18 protein-coding genes are annotated in these 15,073 nt (G+C 66.8%); 11 read left to right on the top strand and 7 right to left on the bottom strand.

Translation table 11 applies throughout. The features are described from left to right. The first annotated feature begins 77 nt into the window (after positions 1-77). Positions 78-1,142, top strand: a complete 1,065-nt coding sequence (locus VXM69_RS29355; protein ID WP_367189643.1) for a glycosyltransferase family 4 protein — start codon at positions 78-80, stop codon at positions 1,140-1,142. Between the two features lie 105 nt (positions 1,143-1,247). Here VXM69_RS29355 and VXM69_RS29350 read toward each other — a convergent pair whose 3' ends face one another. The 3 genes from VXM69_RS29350 to VXM69_RS29340 all read right to left on the bottom strand — a co-directional run bounded on the left by VXM69_RS29350 (position 1,248) and on the right by VXM69_RS29340 (position 3,076). Next, on the bottom strand, positions 1,248-1,835 hold the full coding sequence (locus VXM69_RS29350; RefSeq protein ID WP_034188693.1) for a YSC84-related protein: 588 nt from the start codon (positions 1,833-1,835) through the stop codon (positions 1,248-1,250). 231 nt (positions 1,836-2,066) lie between these two features. Then, complete coding sequence (locus VXM69_RS29345; protein WP_034188692.1) at positions 2,067-2,516, bottom strand: membrane protein; 450 nt, start codon at positions 2,514-2,516, stop codon at positions 2,067-2,069. A gap of 269 nt (positions 2,517-2,785) precedes the next feature. Then, positions 2,786-3,076, bottom strand: coding sequence for a PsiF family protein (locus tag VXM69_RS29340; protein WP_011549641.1), 291 nt, complete (start codon positions 3,074-3,076; stop codon positions 2,786-2,788). Positions 3,077-3,347: 271 nt separating this feature from the next. Here VXM69_RS29340 and VXM69_RS29335 point away from each other — a divergent pair, with 271 nt between their 5' ends. Further along, complete coding sequence (locus VXM69_RS29335; RefSeq protein WP_226228460.1) at positions 3,348-4,370, top strand: asparaginase; 1,023 nt, start codon at positions 3,348-3,350, stop codon at positions 4,368-4,370. Between the two features lie 88 nt (positions 4,371-4,458). On the opposite strand, the gene lysM is transcribed toward VXM69_RS29335, so the two are convergent. Further along, on the bottom strand, positions 4,459-4,929 hold the full coding sequence (gene lysM, locus VXM69_RS29330; RefSeq protein WP_034188690.1) for a peptidoglycan-binding protein LysM: 471 nt from the start codon (positions 4,927-4,929) through the stop codon (positions 4,459-4,461). A 37-nt stretch (positions 4,930-4,966) separates the two neighbouring features. Here lysM and VXM69_RS29325 point away from each other — a divergent pair, with 37 nt between their 5' ends. After that, a complete protein-coding gene (locus tag VXM69_RS29325) occupies positions 4,967-5,113 on the top strand; it encodes a hypothetical protein (protein ID WP_185732866.1) in 147 nt (48 codons plus the stop codon). A gap of 274 nt (positions 5,114-5,387) precedes the next feature. Here VXM69_RS29325 and VXM69_RS29320 read toward each other — a convergent pair whose 3' ends face one another. From VXM69_RS29320 to gcl, 3 genes are read right to left on the bottom strand one after another with little or no spacing between them, the layout of a single operon-like run. Beyond that, a complete protein-coding gene (locus tag VXM69_RS29320; protein WP_367190221.1) occupies positions 5,388-6,296 on the bottom strand; it encodes a 2-hydroxy-3-oxopropionate reductase in 909 nt (302 codons plus the stop codon). 26 nt (positions 6,297-6,322) lie between these two features. Continuing rightward, positions 6,323-7,132 carry a hydroxypyruvate isomerase gene (gene hyi, locus VXM69_RS29315; protein WP_069706478.1) on the bottom strand — a complete coding sequence of 270 codons (810 nt, stop codon included), beginning with the start codon at positions 7,130-7,132 and terminating at the stop codon, positions 6,323-6,325. A 42-nt stretch (positions 7,133-7,174) separates the two neighbouring features. Further along, positions 7,175-8,950, bottom strand: coding sequence for a glyoxylate carboligase (gene gcl / locus VXM69_RS29310; protein ID WP_034188687.1), 1,776 nt, complete (start codon positions 8,948-8,950; stop codon positions 7,175-7,177). 172 nt (positions 8,951-9,122) lie between these two features. On the opposite strand from gcl, the gene VXM69_RS29305 reads away from it, so the two are divergent. The 8 genes from VXM69_RS29305 (at position 9,123) to VXM69_RS29270 (ending at position 14,952) form a co-directional block, all read left to right on the top strand. Further along, positions 9,123-10,034 (top strand): LysR family transcriptional regulator, encoded by a 912-nt coding sequence (locus VXM69_RS29305; RefSeq protein WP_031399242.1) that lies wholly within the window; start codon positions 9,123-9,125, stop codon positions 10,032-10,034. Positions 10,035-10,196: 162 nt separating this feature from the next. Further along, positions 10,197-10,838, top strand: a complete 642-nt coding sequence (locus VXM69_RS29300; protein ID WP_034188686.1) for an RNA polymerase sigma factor — start codon at positions 10,197-10,199, stop codon at positions 10,836-10,838. Further along, positions 10,828-11,718: an anti-sigma factor gene (locus tag VXM69_RS29295; protein WP_034188685.1), complete on the top strand. Its 891-nt coding sequence runs from the start codon at positions 10,828-10,830 to the stop codon at positions 11,716-11,718. Before VXM69_RS29300 ends, VXM69_RS29295 begins: the two co-directional genes overlap by 11 nt. Positions 11,719-11,959: 241 nt before the next feature. Beyond that, the gene (gene rpsF / locus VXM69_RS29290) at positions 11,960-12,334 is read left to right on the top strand and encodes a 30S ribosomal protein S6 (RefSeq protein WP_004193673.1); all 375 of its coding nucleotides are present in this window, start codon (positions 11,960-11,962) and stop codon (positions 12,332-12,334) included. Positions 12,335-12,374: 40 nt separating this feature from the next. After that, on the top strand, positions 12,375-12,674 hold the full coding sequence (gene priB, locus VXM69_RS29285) for a primosomal replication protein N (protein ID WP_034188684.1): 300 nt from the start codon (positions 12,375-12,377) through the stop codon (positions 12,672-12,674). Positions 12,675-12,678: 4 nt separating this feature from the next. Further along, positions 12,679-12,954 (top strand): 30S ribosomal protein S18, encoded by a 276-nt coding sequence (rpsR, locus tag VXM69_RS29280; RefSeq protein ID WP_011657068.1) that lies wholly within the window; start codon positions 12,679-12,681, stop codon positions 12,952-12,954. Between the two features lie 27 nt (positions 12,955-12,981). Continuing rightward, positions 12,982-13,434 carry a 50S ribosomal protein L9 gene (gene rplI, locus VXM69_RS29275; RefSeq protein WP_021156519.1) on the top strand — a complete coding sequence of 151 codons (453 nt, stop codon included), beginning with the start codon at positions 12,982-12,984 and terminating at the stop codon, positions 13,432-13,434. Positions 13,435-13,569: 135 nt separating this feature from the next. Further along, entirely contained in the window at positions 13,570-14,952 is a 1,383-nt protein-coding gene (locus tag VXM69_RS29270; protein ID WP_006486249.1) for a replicative DNA helicase, read from the top strand. Positions 14,953-15,073: the final 121 nt, after the last annotated feature.

The following is a 15,073-nucleotide window of genomic DNA, read 5'->3' as shown; positions in this document are numbered from 1 at the left end:
CTGCAAGGGTCGGGCGCGCGCAATGCGCGATCGCCCGCCGGCCGGGCCGCCAGGGAAGGACACAGGAGACGTGGACCATGAGAATTGCGCAGATCGCCCCGCTGACCGAATCCGTGCCGCCGAAGCTGTACGGCGGCACCGAGCGCGTCGTGTCCTACATCACCGAGGCGCTCGTCGAGCTTGGCCACGACGTGACGCTGTTCGCGAGCGGCGACTCGACGACACGGGCCCGGCTCGAGCCCGTGTGGCCGCGCGCGCTGCGGCTCGATTCGTCGATCCGCGACCGCGTCGCCCCGCACATGCTGCTGATGGAGACGGTCGCGCGCCGCGCGAAGGATTTCGACGTGCTCCATTTCCACATGGACTACTACTCGTTCTCGGTCTTCAACCGGCAGGAAACGCCGTACGTGACGACGCTGCACGGCCGGCTCGACCTGCCCGAGCAGCAGCCGGTGTTCGACACGTTCAACACGGCGCCGGTGATCTCGATTTCGAACTCGCAGCGCCAGCCGCTGCCGCAGGCGAAATGGCTGACGACCGTCTATCACGGGCTGCCCGACACGCTGTACATGCCACAACCGGTCGAGCCGCGCTATCTCGCGTTCCTCGGCCGCATCTCGCCGGAAAAGCGCGTCGATACCGCGATCCGCATCGCGCGCCAGTGCGGGCTGCCGATCCGGATCGCCGCGAAGATCGACGCGGCCGACCAGGAGTACTTCGAGCGCGAGATCAAGCCGCTGTTCGCGCTGCCGCACGTCGAATACATCGGCGAGATCGCCGATCACCAGAAGGCCGAGTTCCTGTCGGGCGCGCATGCGCTGCTGTTTCCGATCGACTGGCCGGAGCCGTTCGGCCTGGTGATGATCGAGGCGATGTCGTGCGGCACGCCGGTGGTCGCGTTCAATCGCGGCGCGGTGCCCGAGGTGGTGGACGAGGGCGTGTCGGGGTTCATCGTCGAGGATGAAATCAGCGCGGTGGCCGCCGTGAACCGGCTGCACCTGCTGCCGCGTGCGCGCGTGCGGCAGCGCTTCGAGGACCGCTTCACGTCGCGCCGGATGGCGCAGCAGTACGTCGACGTCTACCAGTCGGTGATCCGCGCGCAGAAACGCTCGCGCTTCAAGGTGATCGACTCGACGACCTGAACGTGCCGACGCGGCACGCGGACGGATGAAAAAACGGCGATGTCCGCAAGGACATCGCCGTTTGCGCATGGCCCGCGCGCGGCGCGCACGGGCGGTGCGTCAGCGTCAGATCTTGAGCTTCGTGACCTTCGTGCCGTTGATCGACACGTCGCCCATCAGGCCCGCGTTCGTCAGCACGACGACCTGGACCGGCGCGGTGGCCGTGGTCGTGTCGACGGCGCCGTTCGCGCCCATCTTCACGAGTGCGACCGAAGCGCCGGCGCCGGCTGCCCAGCCGTCCGAGCCGCGGAATTCGTCGAGCGCTTCCTGCGTCATGAACAGGAACACGATCGCCTTCGACTGCGCACCGGCCTGCAGGCCGACGGACAGCGACGACGTGTTGTAGTAGCCGACCGTGCTGCCGCCGACGCGCAGCGCGCCGTTGCCCGACTGGCCGCCGACGATGAAGCCGGCCTGGATCACGTCGGGGAAGACCAGCACGCCGCGCGATTTCGCGACGAGTTCGCGGGAACCCTTGACCGTCGAGTACATGCGCGACAGCGTGGCGTCGACGCTCGCGTCGATCGACTGGCGCTTCGACGCGTTGGTGGCGGCGTTGTCCGGCTTGTCCGGGGTGGTGGTGCAACCGGTGAGCGCGAGGCTACCGACGATGAGCGCAGCGGCGGCTTTCAGCACAAGATTCCGTTTTTGCATCGTTCTTCTCCATCGGATGATGTTCGGAGTGAGTCTCGCTCATGGAGCGGATCACGTCGGCAGTTATAACACAGCGGATTACAGCCTCTTTTCGTCGGCACGTGAAAAAGCGTCAAATCGCGCGGGGGTGTCGCGGCGCGCCAACGGACGGACCGGCGCCTGCGCGCCGGGTGGATTCGGTGCACGGCGGCGGTCGATCGATCGACGGGAGGGCGGCGTTTGCGCCGCACATCAATGCGTGACGGGCGGGACGGGCGGCTTGATCGGCGGGCGGCGCAGCGCGCGGCGGATCAGCGCGATCACGACCCCGCATGCGAACAGGAACGCGGCCGGGACGACCCAGTAGCCGACGAACGCATGCCACAGGTAGCCGGCGAGCGTATTGCGGCGCACCACGTATTCGTCGCGGGCCGCCTGCTGGCGCGGCGCGTTGGCGGCCAGCACGTCGGCCGGGCAGCCGGCCGCGCGCGCCTCGTCAGGATCCCCGTGGCACTTCGCGGCGGCACCGGCGGCTTGCTGGGCTTCAGTGAGCTGCCAGGTGGTCAGCGCGAGCTGCAGGTCCGCCTTGTTGTAGGCCATTTCCTCGCGGATCTCGCGCACGGCGACGATCGCGACGGGCACGGCCCAGAACACGATCACGATCAGCCAGCGGCGGAACCAGCGGTGTTGTCTCCATGCCATCCAAGCCTCCGTTTGACGCGCGTGCGCGTCCGTCTCGAGGGCGGCCCGATGGCGCTTCTTGTACTTGGGTGGGCCGCGTTGCAGCCATCATAGAAGAAAACGCGGCGAATTGCCGCACCATGTGGCGGTGCCTGGGCAGCGGGCCGGAAAAGCGGGGCGGGAAGGGGAGGACGGAGGGGAACCGCGCATGTCGATGCGCGTGCAACGAAAACGAAAAATGCCGCGCCCGCCGAAGCGGTGCGCGGCATTCGATACGGGAGCGCCGGAACTCAGGCGGCCGGCTGATTGCTCAGGCAGCTCTTCATGAACGCCTTGCGGTCGTCGCCCTTCTTGCCGGTGGCTTGCGTGTTGCACGCCTTCATCTTTTCCTGCTGCGTCATCGCCTTCGCGGGCTTCGCCGACAGGCAGTCCTTCATGAACGCCTTGCGTTCGTCGCCCGTCTTGCCGGCTGCCTGGGTGTTGCAGGCCTTCATCTTGTCCTGCTGGCTGTTCGCCGCGAATGCGGGGGAAGCCAGCATGCCGCCGAGCAGCACTGCGGCTACGAGCGATTGGATTTTCATTTCGACACTCCCATGGGGTGAATTGCGTGTTATCGACGCCGTCACGAAGCACGCCGCGTTGCGGACAGGGCCGCATCGCGCCGTGCGCTCCGATTATGGCAAATCCATGTGAAAACACCACAACGGCACTTTCTATAACGTTGCGGACGCCACGGCCGTTGACCGCGCATGCGACCGGGCGATCGGGACAAACCATGACGCGCGGCCGCCCGCATCGGCCGCCGCGCCGGAACCTGCCGGATCCCGGCCGCGAGCCATTACAATCGCGGCCATGAATACTCCGAATCCCGCATCCCCTTCGTCCGCGGCGGCGCTGCCGCGCATCGCCGTGCTCGCTACCGGCGGCACGATCGCCGGCGCCGCGCCCGACGCGGCCAGCACGGCCGGCTACCAGGCCGGCGCGCTCGGCGTCAATTTCCTGGTCGACGCGGTACCGGCGCTCGCGTCGGTCGCGCGCATCGACGCCGAGCAGATCGCCAGCATCGACAGCAAGGATCTCGCGCTGCCGCTGTGGAACACGCTTGCCGCGCGGATCGACGCGCTGATGGCCGATCCGGCGATCGACGGCATCGTGATCACGCACGGCACCGACACGCTCGAGGAAACCGCGTACGCGCTGCATCTGGTCGTGACGGGCGAGAAGCCGGTCGTGCTGACGGCCGCGATGCGGCCGGCGACCGCGCTGTCGTCCGATGGCCCGCTCAACCTGCTGAACGCGGTGACGGTGGCCGGCCATCCGGCCGCGCGCGGGCAAGGCGTGCTGGTCGCGTTCAACAACCGGATCCACGCCGCGCGCGACGTCGTGAAGACGAGCACCTATGCGGTCGACGCCTTCCAGTCGCCGGAACTGGGCGCACTCGGCTGGGTGCAGGACGGCCGCGTCGAATTCGCGCGCCGTGTCACGCGTTCGCGCGACTCGCAGCTGGCGATCGCCGCGGCGTGGCCGCCCGTCGAAGTCGTCGCGAGCTATGCGGGCGTCACGCGCACGGCCGTCGACGCGCTCGTGGCTGCCGGCGTGCGCGGCCTCGTCGTCGCGGGCACCGGCAACGGGTCGATCCATGCGACGCTGCAGGCGGCGCTCGCCGATGCGGTGAAGGCCGGCGTGGCGGTGGTCCGTGCGTCGCGCGTCGGGTCGGGGCATGTGATGCGCAACGGCGCCGCGAGCGACGATGCGCTCGGTTTCGTCAGCGCGGGCTCGCTGAATCCGTTCAAGGCACGCGTGCTGCTGATGCTCGCACTCGCGAACGGCATTGTCGGTCGCGACGCGCTGCAGCGCGCATTCGACACGCTGTAACGGCGACAGGCCGGTCGGGCGGCGCGCGGCGCCCATGAAAAAGGCAGGCCATCGGCCTGCCTTTTTTGCATCAGTCCGGCAAGTTTGCTCAGGACTGCGGCGGAATCACGAGCTTCTGGCCCGGGTAGATCCGGTCCGGGCTCGACAGCATCGGCTTGTTCGCTTCGAAGATCGCCGGATACTTGTTCGCGTCGCCATACACTTCCTTGGCGATCGCCGACAGCGTGTCGCCCGGCTTCACGTCGTGATACTGCACTTCGGGATCGTCCGGCTGCAGATCGTCGTCGTTGACGCCCGCGACGCCTTGCACGTTGCCGGCCGCGACCTTGACCTTCGCCTTCGTGTCGAGGTCGGCGACGCTGCCCGACAGCGTGACGGTGCGCGATGCGCCGTCGAACGCGACGGTCAGGTTCGACGTGTCGAGCCCTTGCGAGTTGATGTAATTCTTGATCGCATCGGCCGCGGTCTGGTTTGCGGCATTCGGATCTTCCGCTGCTTGCGCATCGGCATGACCCAGCAGTTTTTCACCCGCCTCTTTGATAAACGAAAGAAGACCCATCGCTGCACTCCTTAGGTGGTTGAACAGAAAACGCGCCATGAAGTGGCGAAAAAAACACCGCGCTGGGCGCATTCACGAACGTGAACGCAAGCGCGGCGGTTTTCTCGAAAGGCGTGGCGAAAGTGTAGGCGTTCAGCGCGACGATTGCATGAAAAATCGCGCGCTCGAACGTAAAGAAATGTAATACGCGAAATCCGACAGGCGGACACCCGACGACGACGTCTGACCGACCAAGGCTTCCCCGGCGCCGCCGGGTGCCGCTGCGGACCCCACCACGCCGCTCTCAGCCCAGAGCGGCGTTTTTCGCCCCGTCCCGCACGCCGTTGGCGATGCAGGGCGGGGCGCCCCACCGTGATGCGCGCGTGTCCGCGCATCGATGCGACCGGCCGCGGCCGGTTCGCGCATGTCTGTCGCGCGCCTCCGCCATTGCAGCGGAAACGCGCGGTGCGGCAGTCGCGTTACGCGGCCGGCGTCTGGCCGATCTCGAAGTTCGACATGATCTCGAGCGCGCGTACGAGTGCCGAGTGATCCCATGCCTTGCCGCCGTGCGATGCGCACACGCTGAACAGCTGCTGCGCGCTGGCCGTATGCGGCAGCGCGAGGCCGAGCTTGCGTGCGCCGTCGAGCGCGAGGTTCAGGTCCTTCTGATGCAGCTCGATGCGGAAGCCCGGATCGAACGTGCGCTTCGTCATCCGCGCGCCGTGCACTTCGAGGATGCGCGACGCGGCGAAGCCGCCCATCAGCGCCTGGCGAACGCGCTCCGGATCGGCGCCCGAGCGCGCGGCGAACAGGAGCGCTTCGCCGACGGCCTCGATGTTCAGCGCGACGATGATCTGGTTCGCGACCTTGCAGGTCTGGCCGGCGCCGTTGTCGCCGACGAGCGTGATGTTCTTGCCCATCTTCTCGAACAGCGGCTTCGCGCGCTCGAACGCCTTCTCCGGGCCGCCGACCATGATCGTCAGCGTCGCTTCGCGGGCGCCGACCTCGCCGCCGGACACCGGTGCGTCGAGGTAGTCGCAACCGAGCGCGTTGATCTGCTTCGCGAAAGCCTGCGTGTCGAGCGGCGAAATCGAGCTCATGTCGATCACGAGCTTGCCGGCCGTCAGACCCTTCGCGACGCCGTCGTCGGCGAACAGCACGTTACGCACGTCCGGCGTATCCGGCACCATCGAGATGATGATGTCGGCGTGCTGCGCGACTTCGGTCGAGTTCGCGACGACCTTCGCGCTCGCGCGCAGATCGTCCGGGATCGGGAACGCGCCGTTCACGACGAGCTGGTGGTCGCCCTTGAGCAGGTTGCGCGCCATGTGCGCGCCCATGATGCCGAGGCCGATGAAACCGATGGTTGCCATGTGAAAGTCTCCTATTGGGGCGGATGACGGGAAGGGGCGACTCAGGCGGCGCGACGCGCCGAGCCCGGTGCGCAGCGGGCGACGCTTTGCAGCCAGCCGAGGCCTTCCGTCGTGGTGGTGCGGGGCTTGTATTCGCAGCCGACGTAGCCGGCATAACCGAGCCGGTCGAGCAGCGCGAACAGGAACGCGTAGTTGATCTCGCCCGTGCCCGGCTCGTTGCGGCCCGGGTTGTCCGCGAGCTGGACGTGGCCGATCGACGCGAGGTTGCGTTCGATCGTCGCGGCCAGTTCGCCTTCCATGCGCTGCATGTGATAGATGTCGTACTGCAGGAACAGGTTGTCCGAGCCGACCGCGCGAATCACGTCGAGGCCTTCCGACGAACGGTTCAGCGCGAAGCCCGGAATGTCGAAGCTGTTGCACGGCTCGACGAGCAGGCGAATGCCTGCGCGCTTCAGCGCGTCGGCCGCGAAGCGCAGGTTGTCGACGATCGTGACGAACGTCTTGTCGCGCGCGGTGCTTGCCGACGGAATGCCGACGAGGCAGTTCAGCTGCGGCACCTTCAGCGCCTTCGCGTACTCGATCGCACGGCCGACACCCTCCTGGAATTCGCCGACGCGATCGGGCAGGCAGGCGATGCCGCGCTCGCCCTGGTCCCAGTTGCCGGCGGGCAGGTTGTGCAGCACGAGGCGCAGGCGGTGCGTCTCGAGCCGCTCGGCGAGTTCCTCTTTCGCGTACGGGTACGGGAACAGGAATTCGACGGCGTCGAAGCCCGCGTCGGCGGCCGCCTTGAAGCGGTCGAGGAACGGCACTTCGTTGAACAGCATGGTCAGGTTTGCAGCAAACTTCGGCATGAGCTAAGCCTCTTCGGTCGGTCGGTCAAATGGTCCGGCGGTTCAGTCGAGCATCGAGATCGCGGTCGGCGCGTGCTCGGCCTTCTCGGCGAGATCCTCGAATTCGTTGATCGCGTCGATTTCGGTGCCCATCGAGATGTTCGTCACGCGCTCGAGGATCACTTCGACGACCACCGGCACGCTGAACTGTTCCGCGAGCGTTTGCGCCTGGCGCAGCGCCGGCTCGATCTCTTCCGGCTTGAACACGCGCAGCGCCTTGCAGCCGAGGCCTTCCGCGACGGCCACGTGGTCGACGCCGTAGCCGTTCAATTCCGGCGCGTTCACGTTGTCGAACGCGAGCTGCACGCAGTAGTCCATGTCGAACGCGCGCTGGGCCTGGCGGATCAGCCCGAGGTACGAGTTGTTCACGACCACGTGCACGTACGGCAGCTTGAATTGCGCGCCGGCCGCCAGCTCCTCGATCATGAACTGGAAGTCGTAGTCGCCGGACAGCGCGACGATCGGGCGGCTCGGGTCGGCGGCACGCACGCCGAGCGCGGCGGGGATCGTCCAGCCGAGCGGGCCGGCCTGGCCGCAGTTGATCCAGTTGCGCGCCTTGAACACGTGCAGGAACTGCGCGGCGGCGATCTGCGACAGGCCGATCGTGCTGACGTAGCAGGTATCGCGGCCGAACACCTTGTTCATCTCTTCGTACACGCGCTGCGGCTTGACCGGCACGTTGTCGAAGTGCGTCTTGCGCTGCAGCGTGCGCTTGCGTGCCTGGCATTCCGCGACCCATGCGCCGCGGTCCTTCAGCTTGCCGGCGGCCTGCCATTCCCGTGCGACGGCGACGAACAGCTCGAGCGCGGCCTTCGCGTCGGACACGATGCCGAGATCCGGGCCGAACACGCGGCCGATCTGCGTCGGCTCGATGTCGACGTGCACGAACTTGCGGCCCTTCGTGTAGACCTCGACGCTGCCCGTGTGGCGGTTCGCCCAGCGGTTGCCGATGCCGAGCACGAAGTCGGACGCGAGCAGCGTGGCGTTGCCGTAGCGGTGCGACGTCTGCAGGCCGACCATGCCGGCCATCAGCGGGTGGTCGTCCGGAATCGCGCCCCACGACATCAGCGTCGGGATCACCGGCACGCCGATCGTTTCGGCGAACTGGACGAGCAGGTCTTCGGCCGCCGCGTTGAGCACGCCGCCGCCCGACACGATCAGCGGCTTGTCCGCGTCGTTGAGCATCGCGAGCGCCTTCTCGATCTGCGCGCGGGTGGCCGCGGGCTTGTAGACTGGCAGCGGTTCGTACGTGTCGATGTCGAATTCGATTTCGGCGAGCTGCACGTCGATCGGCAGGTCGACCAGCACCGGGCCCGGACGGCCCGAGCGCATCAGGTGGAAGGCTTGCTGGAACACGCGCGGCACGAGCGCCGGTTCGCGCACGGTGACGGCCCATTTCGTGACGGGCTTCGCGATCGACTCGATGTCGACGGCCTGGAAGTCTTCCTTGTACAGGCGGGCACGCGGCGCCTGGCCGGTGATCGCGAGGATCGGAATCGAGTCGGCGGACGCGGAGTAGAGGCCGGTGATCATGTCGGTGCCGGCGGGGCCCGACGTGCCGATGCACACGCCGATGTTGCCGGGCGCCGCACGCGTGAAGCCTTCGGCCATGTGCGATGCGCCTTCGACGTGGCGCGCCAGCACGTGACTGATGCCGCCGGACTTGCGCATCGCGGAGTAGAACGGGTTGATCGCCGCGCCCGGCACGCCGAACGCGGTCTGGATGCCTTCCTTCTCGAGCACGAGCACTGCCGCGTCGACGGCTCTCATCTTGGCCATGAATGTCTCCTTGATATGTGGCGGATCTTGCGAATGGGTCTGTTGGGGACACTTTAGGGATGCAGGAAAGGTTTGATAAGATCCGCCCAAGTCGCTTATTTCGAAACTAAAAGTATGGAATGACGGCCTGACGGGGCTTCTCGCGGGGTCGGAACTGAGACGGAGACAGGAGATGGATCGCTTCAAGCAGATCGAGACGTTCGTACGGGTTGCCGATGCCGGCAGCCTCGCGGCGGCGGCGCTCGAGGAGGGGGTGTCGCCGGTGGTGCTCGGGCGGCGCATCGACGCGCTGGAGAAACGCCTCGGCGTGAAGCTGATGTACCGCTCGACGCGGCGGCTGGTGGTCAGCGAGGAGGGCGCCGCGTTCCTCGAGCGCTGCCGCGGGCTGCTGTCCGAATGGGACCAGGCCGAGAACGAGCTGGCCGCCGGGCGGCGCGCGGTCAGCGGGCACCTGATCGTCTCGGCGCCGGCCGCATTCGGGCGCAAGCACGTCGCGCCGCATGCGCCCGGCTTTCTGGCCGACAAGCCCGAGATGCAGCTGTCGTTCAACCTGACCGACCGCGTCGTCGATCTCGTGCGCGAAGGCTACGACCTGTCGATCCGGATCGGCGGCGCCGTCGATCCGAACTTCGTCGCGGTGAAGCTCGCGTCGAACCGGCGCGTCGTCTGCGGCACGCCCGGGTATTTCCGCCGACACGGCCGGCCGAAATCGCTCGACGACCTGCTGAAGCACAACTGCCTGGCTTTCAACCTGCAGGGCGGACAGAACCGCGGCTGGTATTTCCAGCGCCACGGCAAGATCGCGACGATGCGCGTGACCGGCAACCTCGACTGCAACGACGGCGAGCTGCTGCACCGCTGGGTGGCCGAGGGGCTCGGGCTCGGCTGGCGCTCGACCTGGGAAATCGCCGCGCAGCTGGAGACGGGCGAGCTGGAGACCGTGCTCGACGAATACGCGCTGCCCGACTACGACATCCTCGCGGTCTACCCGCAGCAGCGCTACGTGCCGGCGCGCGTGCGCTATTTCATCGACTACCTGAGGGCCGCGTATGCGCGCCCCGGCTACTGGAGCACCACGCCGTAACGAGCGGCGGGCCTCCCGGCGCTTTTTTTCGCTTCGTGCCCCCGGCGCGGGAATAAACTCGACGCAGCAACGGTATGGTCATCGAGCGCGCACGCTGCCGGTCTGTCCGGGCGCCGTGCGCGGAACGGGCGCGGCATCGGCCGCCGGGACCAGGGAGGCCATGTGGGGCAAGCCGGACAGGCGGTCGATGAACGGGCGGCGGACGACGCGGTCGCGCGCGGCGAGCGGTTTCGCACGCTCGTGCTGCCGCATCTCGACGCCGCGTACAACCTCGCGCGCTGGCTGAGCGGCAATGCCGGCGACGCGGACGACGTCGTGCAGGACGCGTGCATGCGCGCGCTGCGCTTCGTCGATTCGTGTCGCGGCGACAACGCGCGGCCATGGCTGCTGACGATCGTGCGCCACACCTGGTACACCGAGTGGCGGCGCCGCACGCATGCGCACGAGGTCGCGCTGCCCGATACGCTGGACGACACCGACGTGCCCGACGACTGGCAGCCGGCGGCGGAGGATCCGCTCGCGCAGCTGCTGCGCGGCGAGAACGTGCGGCTCGTGAATGCGGCGCTCGCGAAGCTGCCGCCCGAGTACCGCGAGGTGCTCGTGCTGCGCGAGATGGAGGACCTGAGTTACCGCGAGATCGCGGCGATCGCGGACGTGCCGGTCGGCACGGTGATGTCGCGGCTCGCGCGCGGCCGGCGCAAGCTCGCCGCGCTGCTGGGCGGCGTGCCGGCACCGGCGCCCGAAGGCAGGCCGGCCCGTACGCCGGCCGGCGGAACCGCATCGGAGGCTATCGATGGACTGTAACGAAGCGCGCGCGTTGCTGGACGCGGACGTCGACCGCGAGCTGTCGGCGCCCGATGCGTTGCGGGTCCAGCAGCATGTCGAAGGGTGCGATGCGTGCCGCCGCGAACGCGCGCGGATCGTCACGCTGGTGCAGGCCGTGCGGCAGGCCGATTACCACCGTGCGCCGGATGCGCTGCGGGCGGGCATCCTGGCCGGTCTGCCGGCCGCGGCCGACGCGCCCGTTCGCGAGCCGGCGGGCGCGGGGTTTCGGCCCGAGCCTCGATCGCAGCCGCGTCCGCGCGGTCGCGGCTGGTTTCCCTGGCTGGCGGGGCGGGGCGGGCCGACACGGCCTGCCGCGGCCGGCGCCGGGCCGCGCGTCGCCGCATGGCCGGGGCTCGGCTGGGGCGTCGCGCTGCTGGTGGCGCTCGCGGCGGCGGGCGGGATGACGCTGTCCGCGCGCCATGCCGACACCGACCGCACCGTCGACGAACTCGTCTCGAGCCACGTGCGGGCCGGCCTGTCGGCGCGCGACATCGACGTGATCTCGACCGACCGCCACACGGTCAAGCCATGGTTCAACGGCCGGCTCGACTATGCGCCGCCGGTCGAGGATCTCGCGGCGGACGGCTTCGCGCTGGTTGGCGGGCGGCTCGACTACGTCGGGCGGCGTCGCGTCGCGGTGCTCGTGTACCGCTACCGGCAGCACGTGATCGACGTCTACGTGCGGCCGGCCGGCGAAGGGCCGGCGGCCCCGTACACGACCGTGTCGCAGGGCTATGCGCTCGACCGCTGGGACGCGGCCGGGATGACGTGGTGGGCCGTGACCGACGCCGAGCCGTCGGCGCTCACGGCGTTCCGGACGGCGCTCGACGCGCGGCTGTCGGGCACGCGCGGCGAGTGATGGCGCGACGCCGGCCGCGCCCCGCCGCGCGCGCGGCCGGCGTTCGGGCCCCGATAAAAAGAGCCGACAGGCGAGCACGTGCGCCGGCCCGTCCGTTCAAGTCTTTGAAAACATGGCCGAATCCGCGCGCCGATCGTTGATTGGCCTTGCATGCGCCCCGTAATCGGGTTAGAATCTTCGGCTTCTCACTTGCCACACCGGTTCAGACGCCCGGGTGGCTTTAATCCACAAGGAGTGTGTAATGCGTCATTACGAAATCGTCTTCATCGTGCACCCGGATCAAAGCGAGCAAGTGCCCGCGATGATCGAGCGCTACAAGTCCACGATCACGTCGCACGGTGGCCAGATCCACCGTGTCGAAGACTGGGGCCGTCGCCAACTGGCCTACATGATCGAGAAACTCGCGAAGGCTCACTACGTCTGCATGAACATCGAGTGCGACCAGACGACGCTCGACGAACTCGAACACGCGTTCAAGTTCAACGACGCCGTGCTGCGTCACCTCATCGTCAAGATGAAGAAGGCCGAAACCGGCCCGTCGCCGATGATGAAGGAAGTTCAGCGCGAAGAAGCCAAGAAGGCGGCTGCAGCTCAGCCGACCGAAGCGCAGGCTTAAGTTCGTCATTCATTAAGCCATCAAGGAGCGCGCCACTCTCGTGAACAGGTTGCAATTGACGGCGAGCGTCGTCGAACGCGCACCGGTGCGATATACGCCGGCAGGTGTTCCGATCGCTAGCGCCACATTGCAGCACCGCACGGAAGTCGTCGAGGCAGGCATCCCCCGTCAGGTCGAAATGACGATCGAGGCGGTGGCGGCCGGTGAGGCGAGCGGCAGGCTGGAGAGTCGTGAAATGGGCGTCGAAACGCTGTTCACGGGCTTCCTGGCCAAGAAAAGCCGCAACGCGAGAACCTTGGTGTTTCACATCACAGCATTGCAGGACATTGGAAAGGACTGAAATCATGCCCCGCCCGACTGGTAAGAAATTCGACAAGCGTCGTCAGCAACAAAACCCGCTCTTCAAGCGCAAGAAGTTCTGCCGTTTCACGGCTGCAGGCGTCGACCAGATCGACTACAAGGACACGGAAACGCTGAAGGACTTCATCGGCGAAAACGGCAAGATCACGCCGGCTCGTCTGACGGGTACGAAGGCGCACTATCAGCGTCAGCTGGATACGGCCATCAAGCGTGCGCGTTTCCTCGCGCTGCTGCCGTACACCGATCAGCACAAGGCGTAATCAGGCGACGCAATAAGGAGAATTCGAATGCAAATCATTCTGTTGGAAAAAGTCGCCAATCTGGGTAACCTCGGCGACATCGTCAAGGTCAAGGACGGTTACGCTCGCAACTTCCTGATCCCGAACCGCAAGGCTCGCCGTGCAACGAAGGAAGCGATCGCCGAATTCGAAGTGCGCCGCGCTGAACTCGAAAAGATCGCCGCTGAAAAGCTGGCGGCATCGCAGGCAGTCGGCGAGAAGCTGAACGGCCAGTCGTTCGAAATCACGCAGAAGTCGGGCGTTGACGGCCGTCTGTTCGGCTCGGTCACGAACGGCGACGTCGCGGAACTGCTGAAGAAGGCAGGTTTCGAAGTCGAGAAGCTGCAAGTTCGCATGCCGGAAGGCCCGCTGAAGATGATCGGCGAGCACAACGTGCAGGTCGCGCTGCACACGGACGTCGTCGTCGACGTCACGATCAACGTGATCGGCGACCACGCGTAAGCGTACGCAGGCTTTCCGGGCGGCTTCCGTCGTCCGGACAAGGGCAGGCGCCCGGGCAACCGGGGCCTGCCTTTTTTATTGCCCGATCGCCTGAGCGGTAGCGCTGCAGCGATCTATTCGCGATAATCCCAACCCATGAACGCGCCGCAAGATCCTCAAATCGAATCGCTGAAAGTCCCGCCGCATTCGGTCGAAGCCGAGCAGTCGGTGCTCGGCGGCCTGTTGCTCGACAACGCGGCATGGGACCGGATTGCCGACTTCCTGTCGCAGGGCGATTTCTATCGCTACGACCACCGGATCATCTACGAGCACATCGGCCGCCTGATCGCGTCGACGCGGCCGGCCGACGTCGTGACCGTGTACGAAGCGCTGACCACGTCCGGCAAGGCCGACGACGTGGGCGGCCTCGCGTACCTGAACGCCCTCGCGCAGAACACGCCGAGCGCCGCGAACATCCGTCGTTATGCGGAAATCGTGCGCGATCGCGCGGTGTTGCGCCGGCTCGTGTCGGTTGCCGACGAAATCTCGGCCGACGCGTTCAATCCGCAAGGCAAGGAAGTCCGTCAGCTGCTCGACGAAGCCGAATCGAAGGTGTTCTCGATCGCGGAAGAGGGCGCGCGCGGCAACCAGGGCTTCCTCGAGATCGGCCCGCTGCTCACGCAGGTCGTCGAGCGGATCGACACGCTGTACCACACCGCGAATCCGAGCGACGTCACGGGCACGCCGACGGGCTTCGTCGACCTCGACCGGATGACGTCCGGGATGCACGGCGGCGAGCTGATCATCGTGGCGGGACGGCCGTCGATGGGCAAGACCGCGTTTTCGATGAACATCGGCGAATATGTCGCGGTCGAGTACGGGCTGCCGGTCGCGGTGTTCTCGATGGAAATGCCGGGCACCCAGCTCGTGATGCGTATGCTCGGCTCGATCGGCCGGCTCGACCAGCACCGGATGCGGACGGGCCGGCTGACGGACGAGGACTGGCCAAAGCTGACGCATGCGGTGCAGAAGATGAGCGAGGCGCAGCTCTTCATCGACGAGACGGGCGGCCTGAACCCGATGGAATTGCGCTCGCGCGCGCGGCGTCTTGCGCGGCAATGCGGCAAGCTCGGCCTGATCATCGTCGACTACCTGCAGCTGATGTCGGGTTCGTCGCAGGGGGAGAACCGCGCGACCGAAATCTCGGAAATTTCGCGATCGCTGAAGAGCCTCGCGAAGGAGCTCGACGTGCCGGTGATCGCGCTGTCGCAGCTGAACCGCGGCCTCGAACAGCGCCCGAACAAGCGTCCGGTGATGTCCGATCTGCGCGAATCAGGTGCAATCGAACAGGATGCGGACGTGATCCTGTTCATTTACCGCGATGAAGTCTACAATCCGGACAGCCCGGACAAAGGAACGGCCGAGATCATCATCGGCAAGCAGCGTAACGGTCCGATCGGCCCCGTTCGGCTCACGTTCCTGGGTCAATATACGAAGTTCGATAACTTTGCAGGGGCGCAGACCTTCTACGGCGAGTGACGCCGCTTGTAAAGGCCTAAATCGCCAAACGTTGTATCCAATCCCGGCGCGCGCATATGCGCGCGTCGCGTCGCAACCGAAAACGGTACAATGTCGCCCGTTTTCGTGACAGTAGTTTGAC

The sequence above is a fragment of the Burkholderia sp. Ed8 genome (assembly GCF_040761425.1).
In the GTDB taxonomy this organism is placed as follows: Bacteria; Pseudomonadota; Gammaproteobacteria; order Burkholderiales; family Burkholderiaceae; genus Burkholderia; species Burkholderia seminalis.
This window is presented reverse-complemented; position numbering and strand designations above follow the sequence as displayed.

What these genes read in the sequence shown, in the direction of transcription:
- VXM69_RS29355 (WP_367189643.1), top strand. Translation starts at nt 78, where the DNA reads ATGAGAATTGCGCAGATCGCCCCGCTGACCGAATCCGTGCCGCCGAAG.
- lysM (WP_034188690.1), bottom strand. Translation starts at nt 4,929, where the DNA reads ATGGGTCTTCTTTCGTTTATCAAAGAGGCGGGTGAAAAACTGCTGGGT.
- hyi (WP_069706478.1), bottom strand. Translation starts at nt 7,132, where the DNA reads ATGCCGAAGTTTGCTGCAAACCTGACCATGCTGTTCAACGAAGTGCCG.
- rpsR (WP_011657068.1), top strand. Translation starts at nt 12,679, where the DNA reads ATGCCCCGCCCGACTGGTAAGAAATTCGACAAGCGTCGTCAGCAACAA.
- VXM69_RS29340 (WP_011549641.1), bottom strand. Translation starts at nt 3,076, where the DNA reads ATGAAAATCCAATCGCTCGTAGCCGCAGTGCTGCTCGGCGGCATGCTG.
- VXM69_RS29270 (WP_006486249.1), top strand. Translation starts at nt 13,570, where the DNA reads ATGAACGCGCCGCAAGATCCTCAAATCGAATCGCTGAAAGTCCCGCCG.
- VXM69_RS29325 (WP_185732866.1), top strand. Translation starts at nt 4,967, where the DNA reads ATGAAGTGGCGAAAAAAACACCGCGCTGGGCGCATTCACGAACGTGAA.
- VXM69_RS29295 (WP_034188685.1), top strand. Translation starts at nt 10,828, where the DNA reads ATGGACTGTAACGAAGCGCGCGCGTTGCTGGACGCGGACGTCGACCGC.
- gcl (WP_034188687.1), bottom strand. Translation starts at nt 8,950, where the DNA reads ATGGCCAAGATGAGAGCCGTCGACGCGGCAGTGCTCGTGCTCGAGAAG.
- rpsF (WP_004193673.1), top strand. Translation starts at nt 11,960, where the DNA reads ATGCGTCATTACGAAATCGTCTTCATCGTGCACCCGGATCAAAGCGAG.
- VXM69_RS29305 (WP_031399242.1), top strand. Translation starts at nt 9,123, where the DNA reads ATGGATCGCTTCAAGCAGATCGAGACGTTCGTACGGGTTGCCGATGCC.
- VXM69_RS29335 (WP_226228460.1), top strand. Translation starts at nt 3,348, where the DNA reads ATGAATACTCCGAATCCCGCATCCCCTTCGTCCGCGGCGGCGCTGCCG.
- rplI (WP_021156519.1), top strand. Translation starts at nt 12,982, where the DNA reads ATGCAAATCATTCTGTTGGAAAAAGTCGCCAATCTGGGTAACCTCGGC.
- VXM69_RS29345 (WP_034188692.1), bottom strand. Translation starts at nt 2,516, where the DNA reads ATGGCATGGAGACAACACCGCTGGTTCCGCCGCTGGCTGATCGTGATC.
- VXM69_RS29350 (WP_034188693.1), bottom strand. Translation starts at nt 1,835, where the DNA reads ATGCAAAAACGGAATCTTGTGCTGAAAGCCGCCGCTGCGCTCATCGTC.